The following is a 15914-nucleotide window of genomic DNA, read 5'->3' as shown; positions in this document are numbered from 1 at the left end:
GCGGATGCGTACTTTACGATTCTCAGCGCCACTTGGCAAGGCTCGGGAAACAAAAATCCCGAAATTTCGACTGCGCGTCATCAAACTGTCACCCGGACGTGCACCTTTCTTAGATCACCCAAAGATCCAGGAACGCGTCGACCGGCGTCGAATCGAACCTGCCCCCGTCCTCGTACAGCGCAAGAATCCGCTCACAGCGTTGTACCGGAAAACGGGTTGCCAGGTTGTGACGAAGCTTTTCCTTGAGCTGCGGGATCCCCTCCTCCCGACGTCGCCGATGTCCCAGGGGATACTCCACCTCCACACGCTCGGTGCAGGTTCCATCACTGAAGAAGACCTGAACCGCGTTGGCAATGGAACGCTTGTCCGCCTGATGATATTCACGGCTATACCGCTCGTCTTCGACGACTTCCATCTTGTCGCGCAGCAGATCGATGATCGGGTGCGCAAGATGAAAATCGTCCTCGTAGTGCTCGGCGGTCAGATTGCCGAACGCCAGCGGCACGGCGATCATATATTGCAGGCAGTGGTCGCGATCGGCCGGATTGGCGAGTTCGCCCACCTTCGAGATGATTCGAATGGCCGACTCATGGGTGGTCACGACGATTCGGTCTATCTCATCCAGCCGGTCCCTGACCTCGGCATACAAGATCACCGCAGCCTCGGCCGCTGTCTGGGCATGGAACTCCGCCGGAAAGCTGATCTTGAACAGTACGTTCTCCATGACGTAGGTGCCGTAAGGCTGCGACACGCGAAATGTCCGTTCCGCCTCCGGCTTGATCCGTTGGTCCTTGTTGGTCTTGCTGAAGGCGACGTCGTAGAAGCCCCATTGCGGCGCAGTGAGCACGCCGGGGATACCCATCTCACCCCGAACGGCGATATCGGCCAGCCTTACTGCTCGGGAGGTCGCGTCTCCTGCCGCCCAGCTCTTGCGAGATCCGGCATTGGGGGCATGGCGGTAGGTTCGGAGGCTCTGTCCGTCGACGAACGCATGCGACAGTGCCGAAAGTAGCTGCTCTCGATTGGCGCCCATCAACTTGGCCACGACGGCGGTCGATGCCACCTTCACCAGGATGACGTGATCGAGACCCACCCGGTTGAACGAGTTCTCCAGTGCCAGGACGCCCTGTATCTCATGCGCCATGATCATCGCCTCGAGCACGTGGCGCAGGGTCAGCGGTGACTCGCCCTTCGCGACGCGCTGCTGAGAGAGATGGTCGGCAACCGCCAGAATGCCACCCAGATTGTCCGAGGGGTGGCCCCATTCCGCTGCCAGCCAGGTGTCGTTGTAGTCCAGCCACCGAATGATGCAGCCGATATCCCAAGCCGCTTTCACCGGGTCGAGCCGAAGCCGGGTTCCGGGCACACGGGCCCCGTTGGGAACGACCGTCCCCTCCACCAATGGCCCAAGATGCTTGGTGCACTCGGGGAAGCGCAGTGCCAGCAATCCGCAACCGAGCGTATCCATTAGACAATGCCGGGCAGTCTCCAGCGCCTCCCGACTGTCGACTCGATAATCGAGCACGTAGTCCGCGATGGCCTGAAGCTCCGGATCGTAGTCGGGGCGCTGGTTGAAATCGACGTTGGAGCTCATGAGGTTTCCTTGGATTGTCGTTTATCAATGGCGCATGGCTCGAAGCCGCGGTTACCGGCGCTGCTCGACCGGTACCCAATCGCGTCTTTCCGGACCGACGTAATCGGCACTGGGCCGGATGATGCGGTTGTTGGCGCGCTGCTCGAAGATGTGCCCGCACCACCCGGTCAGCCGCGAACAGACGAAGATAGGCGTGAATAGCTTCGTCGGAATGCCCATGAAGTGATAAGCGCTGGCATGATAGAAGTCGGCGTTGGGGAACAGCTTCTTCTCCCTCTTCATGACTGCCTCGACACGCTCGGATACGGCGTAGAGATGGGTATCGCCCACGTCGTCCGCCAACCGTTTCGCCCACTGTTGGATGATCGCGCTGCGCGGATCGGACTCGCGATAGATGGCATGACCGAACCCCATGATCTTTTCCTTGCGCTCCAGCATCTCGAGCAGGCGCCGCTCCGCTTCGTCCGGCGTCGACCAGCGACTGATCATCTCCATGGCCGCTTCGTTGGCCCCACCATGCAGCGGACCGCGCAGCGAGCCGATCGCGCCGGTGACGCAACTGTGCAGATCGGAGAGCGTGGAGGCACAGACCCGCGCGGTGAAGGTCGAGGCGTTGAACTCGTGCTCGGCATAGAGAATCAGCGAGACATTCATCACTCTGGCATGTAGGTCCGAGGCCGGCTTGCCGTGCAGCAAATGCAGAAAATGACCGCCGACGGAGACGTCGTCCGTCTCGGTCTCGATGCGTTCACCGTGATGGGAGTACCGATACCAGTAGTTGAGCATCGACGGCGTGACGGCCAGCAATCGATCGGCGTGGCGCTGCTGATCCTCCATGCGCTGCTCGGTCTCCAGGTTACCGAGCATCGAAGTGCCGGTGCGCAATACATCCATCGGATGGGCATCGGAGGGGATCTGCTCCAGCACTCTCTTCAAGGGTTCCGGCAGCGAGCGTGAACGCTGGAGCAAGGCGATGTAGTCGTCCAACTGCGACCGGTTGGGCAGCGCGCCCTTCAGCAGTAGATAGGCGACCTCCTCGAAACGCGCGTTTTCCGCCAGTGTCTGGATGTCGTAGCCACGATAGGTCAGTCCCGAGCCGCTTTTTCCTACCGTGCACAGTTCGGTGGTGCCCGCGCTCTGGCCCCGCAAGCCGGTGCTCTTCGTCATCTCTGCCATGAAAGCCTCCTTGTCTATTACTCGCCTCGATCGCTTTCCTTCGCGAAAAGCGCATCGAGTTTGCGTTCATAGGCGTGATAGTCGAGAAACTCGTAGAGCTCGTCCCGCGTCTGCATCAGCTCCACGACATCCCGCTGATGTCCCTTGGCATGGATGTCCCGATACACTTTCAACGCAGCCGCATTCATCGCGCGAAACGCCGATAGCGGATAGAGCACCATCTGGCAGCCGACTTCCGCCAGCTCCTGCTGGGTGAACAGCGGCGTGGCCCCGAACTCGGTGATATTGGCCAGGATGGGGGCGTCGACGCCCTTGCAAAACGCCCGGTAGTCATCCAGGGTATGGACCGCCTCGGCAAAAATGGCGTCGGCGCCCGCCTCTACGCAGGCATTGGCCCGCTCCACGGCGGCTGCAAGGCCCTCTTTCTGGAAGGCATCGGTTCGCGCAACCAGGTAGAAATCCGCATCGTGTCGAGCATCCACAGCGGCCCTGACACGGTCGACCATCTCCGCCTGCGAAACGATCTCCTTGTTGGGGCGATGCCCGCAGCGTTTCTGCGCCACCTGATCCTCGAGATGAACGGCTGCCACGCCGGCCCGCTCCATTTCTCGAATCGTGCGGGCGATATTGAGAGCCCCGCCCCAACCGGTATCGATATCCACCAGCAGCGGTAATTCGGAGGCCGCGGTGATGCGACGAGCGTCTTCGACCACGTCATTGAGCGTGGTCATGCCCAGATCCGGAAGACCGTGGGAGGCATTGGCGACACCGCCCCCGGATAGGTAGATCGCGCGGTGACCTACCGCCTGGGCCATCATCGCGCTGTAGGCATTGATGGCACCGACGATGGGTAGTGGATGATGGGCGGCTAATGCCTTTCGAAAGCGTGCACCGGGTGTCAGCGACGTCATGATTCGATCCTCGAGGTATGAGAAGAAGGGGCCGGTTCTTCCACCAGCGTTCGCGCGTAGTGGGCGGCGACGTTTTCGCGGGAAGCGCTGACGTGGCGACGCATCAACAGCTCGGCGAGCTCGGCGTCACCCGCCTCTATCGCATCGACGATGCGGTGATGCTCGACGAAGGCGCGTTGCGGCCGGGAACCCTTGGCGCTGAACTGCGTCCGATAGAGCCGCACCAGGTAATAAAGGTCATCGCACAGCAGCGTCATCAGCATGCGATTGTGGCTGCCCTGGACGATGCGGTAATGGAAGTCGAGATCGCCTTCACGCTGGTAGTAGGCCTCGCCACTGGCCAGGTCCTCCTGCCGCTCATGAAAGGCGAGAACGCTGCGCAGGCCCGCGATCTCCTCAGCCGTCATCGACGTCGCTGCCAGTCGCGCGGCCATGCTCTCCAGCGCCTCGCGCACGTCGAACAGCTCCAGCAACTCATCCATCGAGAGCTTGACGACCCGCGCGCCGACGTGCGGCACGCGCTCGATCAGCCGGTAGGTTTCCAGCCGGCGCATGGCTTCCCGCAAGGGCCCGCGGGAGATACCGTAGTGAGCGGAGAGCTCCGGCTCCGTGATACGGGTGCCGGGAGGCAGCTCGCCGCGGACGATCGCGCGCTGGAGTTGATGAAACACCCGCTCGGCCAACGTGCGAACCACTGGCAGCTCGGCGTTGACCTGGTGATTATCAGTAGGGAATTGAGACATTAAGTTGTTAACAATAAAAGGGCTTGCTCCTATCATAGGCGCGACTTTTCCTCTCGGCAACGTAATAATCGCGCGATATATGGCACTTTAGTCGGGTTTCAGCAAACAGCGCCCCTCCCATTGTCGACAATCAAGCACTTTCACGCAGGATTGACAGATGCCGACGGCTGCCCCGCACCACGCCCTCCGATGCCGAACCGCAGCCATCAGTTGAGGGCGCAAAGCCCTCGCTCATCACCGAGACTCTCGATAAACTTGCCGGCCGGCATATGCTGCCGATACCCCGAGATGCGGCTCCCGATGCCGAGTCGTCGTTCATTCGTCAGGAAAAGGTGTTCATGGCTGGCGCGAGACCCTGGCTCGAGATAGCCGATCTACCCTACACCCCCGACCCGGGCCCGCTCTTCGAGTGCCTGCATCGACGTCCTGGCGCCGTGCTCCTGGATAGCGGTCGTCCCGACGCGCCGGGTGGCCGTTTCGATATTCTCAGCAGTGACCCGCTGGCGACGCTGACCATCGATGACGGTCAAGTACGATGTGAACCATCGATACCCCTGCCGGACGAGCCGTTCGCAGCCCAACAAGCGCTGCTGGATCATGCCGAAGCCGAGTGGCTACCCCGTCTGCCGGCCGACCTCGCCGCCAGGACTACTAACCTGCCCTTTCTCGGTGGGCTGGTCGGTCACTGGAGTTATTCCATGGCCCCCGCGCAAGACCCGAGCGGCCATTCGCCACCGCGCGTCGATCATCGCCCGGGGCCAAAGCTGCCCTCGGCCAGGCTCGGACTCTACGACTGGGCGCTGATCCAGGATCACGAAGCACAGCGGAGCTGGCTGATCGCGACCGCCGAACGCCGCCAGCAGGTGATGCGCTGGCTGAACGAAACCGCGACGCCGACCTGGCCGGACTTCGCCCTGACCGGCCCATTCGTCGGCGACATCGATCGCGCCGGCTATGCCAGGCGCTTTCAGCGCGTCATTGACTATCTGCACGCCGGCGACTGTTATCAGATCAATCTGGCACAGCGCTTCACCGCCCGTTTCGAGGGCAGCACCTGGCAGGCGTATCGCCGCCTCCGCCGCGCCACGCCTACACCCTACGGCGGCTACCTGGCGTGGGACGACAAGGCCATTCTCTCGCTGTCGCCCGAGCGATTCATCGGCGTCGTCGACGGTCAAGTCGAGACCCGGCCGATCAAGGGCACTCGCCCCCGTGGCTCGCCCCCCGACGAGGACCGGCGGCTGGCGGAGGAGCTCCAGCGGAGCGCAAAGGACCGTGCCGAGAACGTCATGATCGTCGATCTGCTGCGCAACGACCTGGGCCGCGTCTGCCGCCCCGGCAGCGTCACGGTCCCGCAACTCTGCAGGCTGGAGAGCTACGCCAACGTCCACCATCTGGTCAGTGTGGTTTGCGGTGAACTGGCAAGTCCTGCACAACCGCTGGATCTGCTGGCTGCCGCGTTCCCCGGCGGCTCGATCACCGGCGCCCCCAAGCGTCGCGCGATGCAGATCATCGACGAGCTCGAGCCCAGCCAGCGCAGCGTCTACTGCGGCAGCCTTGGCTATCTCGACCGACGTGGCCGTCTGGATACCTCGATCGCGATACGCACCGTCGTCGCCGACGGCGATACCCTGCACATCTGGGGCGGCGGTGGACTGGTCGCGGATTCGGACGAAGAATCCGAATACCGGGAGACCCTCGCCAAGATCGGTAGACTGATGCAGGCGCTGACGGATCGCCCCCAGGCCGAGAACGATTCCCAATAGCATTCCATTGGTTTACGCTGCCCGACGCCATCTCCTAACAACGAAACCACCTTGAAAGCCACGACGATTTCGCCCCGCGCCAGTGCACCGCAGACCACGGTCGATCGCTACCTCTCCCGCCGGCGTCGTCAGCACTGGCTGATCGCGCTGACCGCGGTGGCCACGTTGACGTCGCTACTGATCGACATCGGCACCGGGCCAGGCGCTTACCCGCTACTCGACGTGGTGAAGACCCTGGCGATGCCGTCTCAGGCTTCCCGCGTGCTGCAAGTGGTGGTCTGGGAGATCCGGCTGCCGGTCGCGACGATGGCCATCGTCGTTGGCGCCAGTCTTGCCGTTGCAGGCGCGGAAATGCAGACACTGCTCAACAATCCTCTCGCCGATCCCTTCACGCTGGGGATTTCTTCCGCGGCCAGCTTTGGCGCGGCGCTTGCCATCGTACTGGGTTTCGGCGTCCTGCCCGTCGCCGGCACCCTGCTGCTGACCGCCAATGCCTTCGCCCTGGCCATGCTCGCGTCGCTGATGATCTGGGCGCTGAGCCGACTGAAGGGCGTCAGCGTGCAGACGATGGTACTGATGGGTATCGCGATCATGTTCTTCTTCAACGCCTTGCTGGGGATGCTTCAGTACGTCGCCTCCGCCGAGTCGCTGCAGCAACTCGTGTTCTGGTCGCTGGGTAGCCTGAACAAGGCAAGCTGGGGGAAAGTCGCGCTGGCCGCCCTGGCCCTGCTCGCCACCATGCCGATCTTCGTTCAGGCCAGATGGCAGTTGACGGCCCTGCGCCTGGGGGAGATTCAGGCCAAGTCCATGGGGATCGATGTCGGTCGGCTACGTTTGCGCATGTTGCTCTGCTGCGCGCTGCTGTCGGCGACGGCGGTGGCGTTCGTGGGGACCATCGGGTTCGTCGGCCTGGTCGGCCCGCATATCGCTCGGCTGCTGGTGGGCGAGGACCAACGCGTCTTCCTGCCGATGTCCGCACTGACCGGCGCACTGATTCTCTCGTTGACCTCGATTCTCTCGAAGACGCTCATTCCCGGCATTCTGCTGCCGATCGGCATCCTGACTGCGCTGATCGGCTTGCCGTTCTTCGTTTCGCTGATCCTGCGCTCGCGCAAGGAGAACTGGCGATGAGCCTGCAAATCGAGCGACTCGACTGCTCGCTGGGGCAACACCGGGTACTGCACGACCTCTCCGGCCTGACCGCAAGGCCGGGCGAGATAACGGCGCTGATCGGACCCAACGGCGCGGGAAAGTCGACGCTGCTCAAGGCGATCGCCGGCATCGAGAGTGCCAGCGGCCACATCCTCCTGGCCGGAGAACGGCTCGATTCACTACCGCTCGAGCAACGCAGCCAGCGACTCTATTATCTTCCCCAGGACACCAGCACCCAGGCGGCCCTAAGCGTCTTCGAGGCCGTCCTGCTGGCGCGTCGAACCCAAGTGGCCGAGCCCGCCGCCACAGCGCTCTCGGCCGTCGAGCGCGCGCTGAAATCCCTGGAACTCGAACCGCTCGCCGAGCGCGAACTGGTAGCGCTGTCCGGTGGACAGCGTCAGCGCGTCGCCATCGCCCAGGCCATCGTCCGGCGCCCGGCACTGTTGATGCTCGATGAACCGACCAGCGCCTTGGACCTCCACCACCAACTGCAGGTACTCGATTACCTTCAGCGTCTGGCGCGCCGGGAAGCGATGACCGTCATTCTGGCCATCCACGACCTGAATCTGGCCGCGCGCTTCGCCGACCATCTCTGGGTCATCAAGGCGGGACGGCAGGTCGACAGCGGAACGCCGAGGGAGGTGTTGACGCCAGCCCGGCTGCGGGAGGTCTACGCCATCGACGCCCACGTCGACTGGCCGCCGGACGCCCCGCCACGCATCACCCCTCTCTCGGCGCTGCGATCACTCGGCGGTTAATAATCAGAAGATCGGTTCACATCGACATGTAGATAATTTGGTTATATATAAACCTAACCAAACGGTATTGGTCGGCGCCTCGAGAGGGTTGGTAGAGTGGCAGCCATTCCACCTATCCTCGCTGCGCTTCGTCGGCAACTCAGACGAGCCCTCCAAAGGAGTTACCCATGGCGTTCGACCTCGATGCTCTCAATCGTGAAATCGGCCACGATCCTCTGGCCCTCACCGAGTTTGCACTGGGCCTGGATCAGAAGGCGATCTGCACCACCAATTTCCGTCCGTTCGAGGCCGTGATCCTGCACCTGGTCACCCGCGTTCGTCCCGACATTCCCGTCGTCTGGATGGACAGCGGCTACAACACGCCTGCGACTTACCGCTTCGCCGAGGAGCTGACCAGGCGGCTCGACCTCAACCTGACCATTTATCACCCACACCGTTCGCGGGCCCATCGGGAGTCCGTGGAAGGTCCGACCCCGGAAATCGGCGATCCACGGCATGCAGCGTTCACGGAAGAGGTCAAGCTGGAGCCGTTTCGGCGGGCGCTGGCCGAGACGGCGCCGGATGTCTGGTTCACGGCGCTACGGGCCGAGGACACTCCGGAGCGCTCGCGCATGCAGCCGCTGTCGCGCAACGCCGATGGCCTGCTGAAGGTGGCGCCCGTACTGCACTGGACCGCCAAGCAGATGTACCAGTACCTGCAACAGCATGACCTGCCCAACAACTTCGACTACTTCGACCCGACCAAGGTTGAGGACAAGCGCGAATGCGGGCTGCACCTGCAGCACTGATCTATCCGGGTGTGTCATGCAGAGCGCCCCGCCATCGGCGGGGCGCTCTGCGTTCGGGCAGGCTGAAAGAGGGAAAGTGCCTCTCAAAGTACAGGCAGTTGAATCCCCTTGAACAGCTCGGCCTCGTGCCTCGGGCCCGCTGCCAGCGCTCGCTCGACGGTCTCTCGATCCAGGTGGGGGGCCATGCGCTTGACGAAGTCGTACATGTAAGTCCGCATGAAGGTGCCGCGGCGGATGCCGATCTTGGTGGTGGAGCTCTCGAACAGGTGCGAGGCATCCACTGCCACGAGATCGTTGTCGGCCACCGGATCGACCGCCATGTGGGCAACGATGCCGATGCCGAGACCCAGCCGCACGTAAGTCTTGATCACATCGGAATCGGCCGCGGTAAGGACGACATTGGGCGTCAGATCCCGGGATTTGAAGGCGTCGTCGAGCTGCGAGCGCCCGGTAAACCCGAAGACATAGGTTACCAGCGGGTGCTCGGCCACCCGTTCGAGCGTCAATTCACCGCTCGCCAGAGGGTGTCCCTTGGGCACCAGGACACAGCGATTCCAGCGATAGCACGGTAGCAGCACGAGATCGTTGAACAGCTCGAGCGACTCGGTACAGATCGCGAAATCCGCCGCGCCCTCGCTTACCATCTGGGCGATCTGCTTGGGCGTTCCCTGCTGCATGTGAAGGGCGACATCCGGGTACTTCTGGCGGAATTCACCGATCACGCTGGGCAGCACGTAACGCGCCTGCGTATGCGTCGTGGCAATCGCCAGACTGCCACGGCGCTCGTCACTGTGCTCCTGGGCGACGTGCTTGATGTCATCGACCGTGCGCAGCACCTTGCCGGCCAGCTCGACGATCGCCTCTCCTGCCGGCGTGACGCGTGTCAGGTGCTTGCCGCTACGCGCGAATATCTCCACGCCAAGCTCATCTTCCAACAGTCGAATCTGCTTGGAAATTCCAGGTTGTGACGTGAACAGGCTCTGAGCGGTTGCCGAGACATTGAGCTGATGCCGTGTCACTTCCCATACGTAGCGCAACTGTTGGAGCTTCATGAGCAACCTCGTGGCTTCCAGAATCTTCAAAACGGCATAAAAAACATGACGTAGATTACTTTACGCAATAAGTCGCGGGGCGTGAAGGCGCTGGGGATACGATTATTGGGTATGAAAAAAGAATGTTTAATAACCTGGCGCTATCATTCCGATAAAGCCAGGAATTTGCCAGCACCCTGCGCAAGGGCTAACATCGCCTCCATAAGCTCGAGAAGAGCGCAATGTCTCCAGGAGTTAACGTCATGTCCAATAATGTCGATGTCACCACCGCCAATTTCGAGCAAGAGGTGTTGAACGCGGACAAGCCGGTGCTGCTCAAGTTCTGGGCGCCATGGTGCGGTCCCTGCAAGATGATGGCGCCCGTGGTCGATGAAGTCGCTGACGAGAAAGCGGATGACATCAAGGTGGTCAGCGTCAACGTCGACGACGCCCCGGAGATCGCCTCCGAACATGGCGTACGTGGCGTTCCCACCGTCATGCTGTTCAAGTCCGGCGCCAAAGTGGCGTCACTGGTCGGCGCCCAGTCCAAGTCCCAGCTGACGCAGTTTCTCGAACAGAACGGCTGAGCCTCGCCACGTATCGACAAGGCCGCGCTCCCGGGAGCGCGGCTTTTTTTGTGCCTGAGGACAATCGACCGCGCAGACTCGGAGAACCCCGAGCGCTATTCGACCTTCTCCTCCAGATCGTCCAACGCTTCCTGAACCTTGCGCTGATGTCGGCGACGACGCTCCGAGGGGCTGAGCATCTTCGCGATCCAGCGTGTCTCGGGATGGCTGTCGAGGGCAATCTTGAGGGTCATTGTCAGAGGCACCGACAGCAGCATGCCCACCGGTCCCAGGATCCAGCCCCAGACCACCAGCGAGAGGAACGCGACCAATGTCGAGAGGCCCATCGTCCGCCCCATGACCCGTGGCTCGATGATATTGCCCAGCACGAAGTTGATGGTCAGGTAGGCACCCGCCAGCGTCATCGCCTTCACGACTCCCCCATCCGGCATCGCCAGTGTCAGCAACACCGGGGGTATCGCGGCCAATACCGAACCGATGTTGGGGATGTAATTGAGAATGAAGGCCAGTGCCCCCCAGAGCAGCGCGAACTCGACGCCGACGAGCCAGGCCGAGATAGTGACCAGCAGGCCGGTGATCAGGCTGATCGCCGTCTTCACGGCCATATACCGCTTGAGGTTGTAGCTGAACTCGGTGAAGCGCTCCAGGCTCGGTCCCGGATTGGTCAGCGCCCTGGCCACCTTCTGGCGGAAATCCAGCGTCTCGAAGAGCATGAAATTGACCATCAGCAGGATGACCAGACTCTGAGACAACACCAGACCGAGACCACTGATAAACCCGGATATCCAGCTTTGGTCTCCGGAGTCGTCGACCATATTGGACAACTGCTGCGGGGAGACCGAAAGTCCTTGATTCGCCAGCCACTCCAGCAGATTCAGATAATGGCCTTCCAACTGCTTCTGCATCTCGGGCCAGCTATCCATGAACATCGTGAAGCTGTTGCCCAGCAAGGTGCCGAACAGCGCCAGCAGCCCCCCCAGTATCAATAGCGTGATCAGGACCGCTGCATAGGAGTTGACGCCACGCCGATAGAGCCAATGGACCGGCGAGGTGCAGATCACTGCGACGAACAACGACAGCAGGATCGGGATGATAAGACTTTCCGCAGCGCGTATCCCGGCGATGATGATCGTCAATGACGCCAGCGTCAGCATCAGATTGAAGGGAACGTTACGAAAAGCGGGTTCCTGTCCGGGCGACATATGCAAGATCCTGATGGTCACGTCCTGTGGGCCACGACATTAGCACGATCCCGCCGCAGGTACGTTGCTGCGGCGCAAAGTGAGTGAAAGATAGCTGCCTGCTGCGAGCCTGACGACAAGCGCCCCCGAGTCGTCGACTCGGGGGCGCCAGCTGTCTATCCCAGGGTAAGACTAGGACCGTCGCAGATCAGCCATAACGACCGGTGATGTAATCTTCGGTCTGGGACTCCCTCGGCTGGGTGAATATCTTGGTGGTGTCGTCACACTCGATCAGGCTTCCCAGGTACATGAACGCGGTGATATCGGATATTCGCGCCGCCTGCTGCATGTTGTGGGTGACGATGACGATCGTGTAGTCCTTCTTGAGTTCGTTGATCAGATCCTCGATATACCCGGTCGAGATCGGATCCAATGCCGAGGTCGGCTCGTCGAGCAGAATCACCTCGGGCTTCACCGCGATGGTGCGCGCGATGCACAGGCGCTGCTGCTGCCCGCCCGATAGCGCCTGACCGCTCTGTTTGAGCTTGTCCTTTACCTCGTTCCAGAGAGCCGCCTTGCGCAACGCCCACTCCACGCGCTCCTCGAGATCCCGAGCGGAGAGCTTCTCGTAGAGACGAATGCCGAACGCGACGTTATCGAAGACCGACATCGGGAACGGCGTCGGTTTCTGAAACACCATGCCGACGCGAGATCTCAACAGGTTGAGGTCGACCCCAGCTTCATAGATATCGTGCTCGTCGAGCAGAATCTGTCCTTCGGTACGGATCCCTTCATAGAGATCGTGGATACGGTTGAAGCAACGGATCAACGTGGATTTGCCGCACCCCGACGGGCCAATGAACGCCGTCACCTGACGTTCGGGAATTTCCATGGTGACATTCTTGATCGCCTGGAACTTCCCGTAAAAGAGATTAAGGTCGTTGACGCGAAGCTTGGTGGCGATCTGCGGGGCGGCAGCCGCTTCAGCGGCGCCGGCGTTGCGCTTCTGGTCGAGATGAATATCGGCTGTCATGGCAGTCTCGCAGCTGGAAATCAGGATCGCTGGCGCGAGAAGTAGCGCGCCGCGATGTTCAGAATCAGAATGGCAGCGGTCAGGATCAAGGCCCCGCCCCAGGCCAGGGCGACCAGATCGGGAATGAAGGCGTTGATCGTCATGTTCTGATAGATGGTCATCGGCAGGTTGGCCATCTCGCTGCCCAGGTCGAAGAAGTTCCACTGATTGGAATTCAGCGACGTGAACAGTAGCGGTGCGGTCTCGCCGCTGATGCGCGCGAACCCCAGAAGAATCCCGGTCATGATGCCCGCGCGAGCACCGCTATAGCAGACTCGGACGATGATCCACCAGCGATGTGCCCCCAGCGCGGCCGCAGCTTCCCGCAGCGAGTTGGGGATCAATCGCAACATGTCTTCCGTCGAACGGATGACCACCGGCACGATGATGACCGTCAATGCCAGCACGCCGGCCCAGCCGGAGAAGTTGCCCATCGGGACCACCACTACGGCATAGATGAACAGGCCGATGATGATCGAAGGTGCCGACAGCAGGATATCGTTGATGAAGCGAATCACCTTGGCCATCAGTCCCTTGCCGCTGTACTCCGCCAGCCAGGTGCCGGCGGCCACGCCGATGACGGTGCCGATAACCGTTGCTGCGCAGGTCATGAGGAAGGTTCCCCAGATCGCGTTGCCCAGACCTCCGCCGTTCATGCGGGTGCGCTCGACGAACGTCGACGGAGAGATCGCCCCGATCCCTTTGGTAACCAGCGTGAAGAGAATCGCGAAAAGAAAGATGAAGCCGATCACCGTCGCCAACTGGCAGAGCACCATCACCAACTGGTTGAGGCGCTTGCGACGCCGGTAGAGCGGCGTTTGATTGATATCCATAGACTCTCTCCTCCCGCTCAGGCGTGGCGACCGGTGCTGTTGCGCAGTAGGTACCGCGCGAAGGCCAGCACCGCGAAAGTGATCAGGAACAGGATCAGACCCAGCGCCAGCAGCGCCGAGCGCTGGGTTCCGTCGGACTCGGAGAACTGGTTGGCGATCAGTGCCGCGATCGAGGTGCCCTGCCCGGTCAGGGTGGTGTTGAGGAACAGGTTATTGCCGATGACGAACGTCACCGCCATGGTTTCCCCCAGCGCACGCCCCAGTCCCAGCACGACGCCCCCGACCAGGCCCCCCTTCACCGAAGGCAGGATGACCCGTCGTGTCACCTCCCAGGTCGTGCAGCCCAATCCATAAGCGGATTCGCGCATGACCGCCGGGACGGTATTGATGACATCTCGTGATACGGCCGTGATGAAGGGAATGATCATCACCGCCAGAATGATGCCCGCCGTCGCCAGACCGGTGCCGGCGGGAAAGACCGAGGGGAACCAGGTGCGCAACAGTGGCGCCAGCACCTCCATCCCCCACATGCCGTAGATAATCGAGGGAATTCCCGCCAGCAGCTCGATCAAGGTACTCAGCGGCTGCCGCAGGAACCCCGGACACTGCTCGGTCAGGAAGATCGCGATGCCGAACGAGACCGGCACGGCGATGACGATAGCGATGAATGACGTCAACAGCGTTCCGTAGATCGCCGGCAGAGCGCCGAAGACTTCGACATTGGCCGCCCAGCGGTTTTCCGTGAAGAAGTCCAGTCCGAAGCGCTGGATCGCGGGCCAGCTGGATAACATCAGTGACGCGATGATCGCCCCGAGCAGCAGCAACACGGCGAAAGCGAAGGCAAACAACGTGCGCTCGAACCACACATCGATGCGCGCCTTTCGTTGCAGCCGCCTGCGAGTGGCATCGCTGAGACGCCCCAGGCCGCTGGTGGGAGTCGCGTTGGTGGTGGCCATCTTCGTTCCTCGTCACTTACCACTTACCGCCCTGGGGCGGCCTCTGATACAGCGCCGCGACGGAGGCGGTTGCCCCACCAGCCGTCGCGGTACGTCAGTCAAGGATCACTGGGTCCAGACGGCTTCGCCATTCGGGCCCTTGATCTCGCTCCAGCTGTCACGAACCATGTCGGCAACGTTATCCGGCATCGGCACGTAGTCCAGGTCCTGAGCCATGTCGTTACCATTAGCATAGGCCCAGTCGAAGAACTTGAGCGCCTGATTGGCGGCATCCGCATCCTGAACCTGCTTGTGCATCAGGATGAAAGAAGCGCCCGTGATCGGCCAGCTTTCATCGCCCGGCTGGTTGGTCAGTACCAGATACATGCCTGGCGCATCCTTCCAGTCGGCGTTGGCAGCCGCGGCCATGAACGATTCCATGCTGGGCGCGACGACCTTGCCCGCCTGGTTCTTCAGGTGCACCAGGCTCAGGTCGTTCTGCGCGGCGTAGGCATACTCGACGTAGCCGATCGCACCATTGGTGTTGGCGATCTGGCTGGCGACCCCGGCATTGGCCTTGGCACCGACGCCTGCCGGCCACGCGACGGACTTGCCCTCGCCCACGTTGTCGGCGAACTCCTGGCTGACCTGCGACAGGTAGTGAGTGAACAGGAAGTTGGTACCTGAGCCCTCGGCCCGGTAGACCGGCGTGATCTGGGTGTCGGGCAGGTCCATGTCCGGGTTCAGTTCGGCGATGGCATCGTCGTCCCAGTTGGTGATCTTGCCCTGATAGATGTCGGCCAGTGTCGGGCCGTCCAGGTTGATCGAACCGCCCTCGATCCCCTCGACATGGAACGCGGCAACCACGCCACCCATGACCATCGGCCACTGCATCAGGCCGTTCTTGTCCAGCTCGTCCTTGGTCATCGGGGCGTCACTGGCACCGAAGGTAACCGTCTTGGCGACGATCTGCTGGATGCCGCCGCCGGAGCCGATAGCCTGGTAATTGAGGCCGATGCCGGACTCGTCCTGATAGGCGTCCGCCCACTGCGAATAGACCGGGTACGGGAAGGTTGCGCCCGCCCCGGTAATGGCGTCTTGAGCCTGGACGCCAGCGGCACCCAGAACCATTGACCCGGAAATGAGCGTTGCAAAGACGTGTTTAAGCATAGCGATATCCTGTTTCCACCTTGGATGCGTGAGCGATAACGACGTTGCGAAGGTTGCCAGCACTCTCAGCGCACACCGTACGTCAGTGCCGTGACAGTTTTATGACAGCCGTGTCATGGATGAAAAAGATCATGCCGCCAGCCGTTATTGTCCGAATGAAAAAACCACCGACGATCTGCTGGATCCCCAGAATCGTCGATGGTTCTCGAGGTGCAGC

At 61.6% G+C, this 15914-nt stretch carries 15 protein-coding genes; 5 read left to right on the top strand and 10 right to left on the bottom strand.

Features of this window, described 5'->3' with window-relative positions; translation table 11 throughout:
* Positions 1-109: 109 nt before the first annotated feature.
* Genes prpD through DOM54_RS19810 form a run of 4 tightly spaced genes read right to left on the bottom strand, consistent with a single transcriptional unit; the run spans position 110 to position 4424 of the window.
* Entirely contained in the window at positions 110-1594 is a 1485-nt protein-coding gene (gene prpD / locus DOM54_RS19825; protein ID WP_110717981.1) for a 2-methylcitrate dehydratase, read from the bottom strand.
* Positions 1595-1645: 51 nt separating this feature from the next.
* Positions 1646-2770: a bifunctional 2-methylcitrate synthase/citrate synthase gene (gene prpC, locus DOM54_RS19820; protein WP_110717980.1), complete on the bottom strand. Its 1125-nt coding sequence runs from the start codon at positions 2768-2770 to the stop codon at positions 1646-1648.
* Positions 2771-2787: 17 nt separating this feature from the next.
* Positions 2788-3681, bottom strand: a complete 894-nt coding sequence (prpB, locus tag DOM54_RS19815) for a methylisocitrate lyase (RefSeq protein ID WP_110717979.1) — start codon at positions 3679-3681, stop codon at positions 2788-2790.
* On the bottom strand, positions 3678-4424 hold the full coding sequence (locus DOM54_RS19810; RefSeq protein WP_110717978.1) for a GntR family transcriptional regulator: 747 nt from the start codon (positions 4422-4424) through the stop codon (positions 3678-3680). The genes prpB and DOM54_RS19810 overlap by 4 nt, the downstream gene beginning before the upstream one ends.
* A 338-nt stretch (positions 4425-4762) precedes the next feature.
* On the opposite strand from DOM54_RS19810, the gene pabB reads away from it, so the two are divergent.
* The 4 genes from pabB to DOM54_RS19790 all read left to right on the top strand — a co-directional run bounded on the left by pabB (position 4763) and on the right by DOM54_RS19790 (position 8888).
* Positions 4763-6190, top strand: coding sequence for an aminodeoxychorismate synthase component I (gene pabB, locus DOM54_RS19805; protein WP_110717984.1), 1428 nt, complete (start codon positions 4763-4765; stop codon positions 6188-6190).
* Positions 6191-6241: 51 nt separating this feature from the next.
* On the top strand, positions 6242-7321 hold the full coding sequence (locus tag DOM54_RS19800) for a FecCD family ABC transporter permease (protein ID WP_110717977.1): 1080 nt from the start codon (positions 6242-6244) through the stop codon (positions 7319-7321).
* Entirely contained in the window at positions 7318-8100 is a 783-nt protein-coding gene (locus DOM54_RS19795; protein WP_110717976.1) for an ABC transporter ATP-binding protein, read from the top strand. Before DOM54_RS19800 ends, DOM54_RS19795 begins: the two co-directional genes overlap by 4 nt.
* A gap of 167 nt (positions 8101-8267) precedes the next feature.
* On the top strand, positions 8268-8888 hold the full coding sequence (locus DOM54_RS19790; RefSeq protein WP_110710600.1) for a phosphoadenosine phosphosulfate reductase domain-containing protein: 621 nt from the start codon (positions 8268-8270) through the stop codon (positions 8886-8888).
* Between the two features lie 83 nt (positions 8889-8971).
* On the opposite strand, the gene cysB is transcribed toward DOM54_RS19790, so the two are convergent.
* Positions 8972-9940, bottom strand: a complete 969-nt coding sequence (gene cysB / locus DOM54_RS19785; RefSeq protein WP_110717975.1) for an HTH-type transcriptional regulator CysB — start codon at positions 9938-9940, stop codon at positions 8972-8974.
* A gap of 242 nt (positions 9941-10182) precedes the next feature.
* Between cysB and trxA the strand changes: the two genes are divergently transcribed.
* Positions 10183-10506 (top strand): thioredoxin, encoded by a 324-nt coding sequence (gene trxA / locus DOM54_RS19780; RefSeq protein WP_110602432.1) that lies wholly within the window; start codon positions 10183-10185, stop codon positions 10504-10506.
* Between the two features lie 95 nt (positions 10507-10601).
* Here trxA and DOM54_RS19775 read toward each other — a convergent pair whose 3' ends face one another.
* The 5 genes from DOM54_RS19775 to pstS all read right to left on the bottom strand — a co-directional run bounded on the left by DOM54_RS19775 (position 10602) and on the right by pstS (position 15697).
* Positions 10602-11708, bottom strand: a complete 1107-nt coding sequence (locus tag DOM54_RS19775) for an AI-2E family transporter (protein WP_110717974.1) — start codon at positions 11706-11708, stop codon at positions 10602-10604.
* 187 nt (positions 11709-11895) lie between these two features.
* On the bottom strand, positions 11896-12720 hold the full coding sequence (gene pstB / locus DOM54_RS19770) for a phosphate ABC transporter ATP-binding protein PstB (RefSeq protein WP_110717973.1): 825 nt from the start codon (positions 12718-12720) through the stop codon (positions 11896-11898).
* Positions 12721-12740: 20 nt separating this feature from the next.
* Positions 12741-13592, bottom strand: a complete 852-nt coding sequence (gene pstA / locus DOM54_RS19765) for a phosphate ABC transporter permease PstA (RefSeq protein ID WP_110717972.1) — start codon at positions 13590-13592, stop codon at positions 12741-12743.
* A gap of 17 nt (positions 13593-13609) precedes the next feature.
* Positions 13610-14548: a phosphate ABC transporter permease subunit PstC gene (gene pstC / locus DOM54_RS19760; protein WP_110717971.1), complete on the bottom strand. Its 939-nt coding sequence runs from the start codon at positions 14546-14548 to the stop codon at positions 13610-13612.
* 105 nt (positions 14549-14653) lie between these two features.
* Positions 14654-15697: a phosphate ABC transporter substrate-binding protein PstS gene (gene pstS / locus DOM54_RS19755; protein ID WP_110717970.1), complete on the bottom strand. Its 1044-nt coding sequence runs from the start codon at positions 15695-15697 to the stop codon at positions 14654-14656.
* Positions 15698-15914: the final 217 nt, after the last annotated feature.

Origin of the sequence: Salinicola acroporae (genome assembly GCF_003206615.1) — a bacterium.
Classification (GTDB): domain Bacteria; phylum Pseudomonadota; class Gammaproteobacteria; order Pseudomonadales; family Halomonadaceae; genus Salinicola; species Salinicola acroporae.
Note: the sequence above shows the minus strand (reverse complement) of the source record. Positions and strands in the feature narration are given on the sequence as shown.

Coding starts and splice junctions, on each gene's coding strand:
- prpD (WP_110717981.1), bottom strand. CDS start 1,594: ATGAGCTCCAACGTCGATTTCAACCAGCGCCCCGACTACGATCCGGAG.
- prpC (WP_110717980.1), bottom strand. CDS start 2,770: ATGGCAGAGATGACGAAGAGCACCGGCTTGCGGGGCCAGAGCGCGGGC.
- prpB (WP_110717979.1), bottom strand. CDS start 3,681: ATGACGTCGCTGACACCCGGTGCACGCTTTCGAAAGGCATTAGCCGCC.
- DOM54_RS19810 (WP_110717978.1), bottom strand. CDS start 4,424: ATGTCTCAATTCCCTACTGATAATCACCAGGTCAACGCCGAGCTGCCA.
- pabB (WP_110717984.1), top strand. CDS start 4,763: ATGGCTGGCGCGAGACCCTGGCTCGAGATAGCCGATCTACCCTACACC.
- DOM54_RS19795 (WP_110717976.1), top strand. CDS start 7,318: ATGAGCCTGCAAATCGAGCGACTCGACTGCTCGCTGGGGCAACACCGG.
- DOM54_RS19790 (WP_110710600.1), top strand. CDS start 8,268: ATGGCGTTCGACCTCGATGCTCTCAATCGTGAAATCGGCCACGATCCT.
- cysB (WP_110717975.1), bottom strand. CDS start 9,940: ATGAAGCTCCAACAGTTGCGCTACGTATGGGAAGTGACACGGCATCAG.
- trxA (WP_110602432.1), top strand. CDS start 10,183: ATGTCCAATAATGTCGATGTCACCACCGCCAATTTCGAGCAAGAGGTG.
- DOM54_RS19775 (WP_110717974.1), bottom strand. CDS start 11,708: ATGTCGCCCGGACAGGAACCCGCTTTTCGTAACGTTCCCTTCAATCTG.
- pstB (WP_110717973.1), bottom strand. CDS start 12,720: ATGACAGCCGATATTCATCTCGACCAGAAGCGCAACGCCGGCGCCGCT.
- pstA (WP_110717972.1), bottom strand. CDS start 13,592: ATGGATATCAATCAAACGCCGCTCTACCGGCGTCGCAAGCGCCTCAAC.
- pstC (WP_110717971.1), bottom strand. CDS start 14,548: ATGGCCACCACCAACGCGACTCCCACCAGCGGCCTGGGGCGTCTCAGC.
- pstS (WP_110717970.1), bottom strand. CDS start 15,697: ATGCTTAAACACGTCTTTGCAACGCTCATTTCCGGGTCAATGGTTCTG.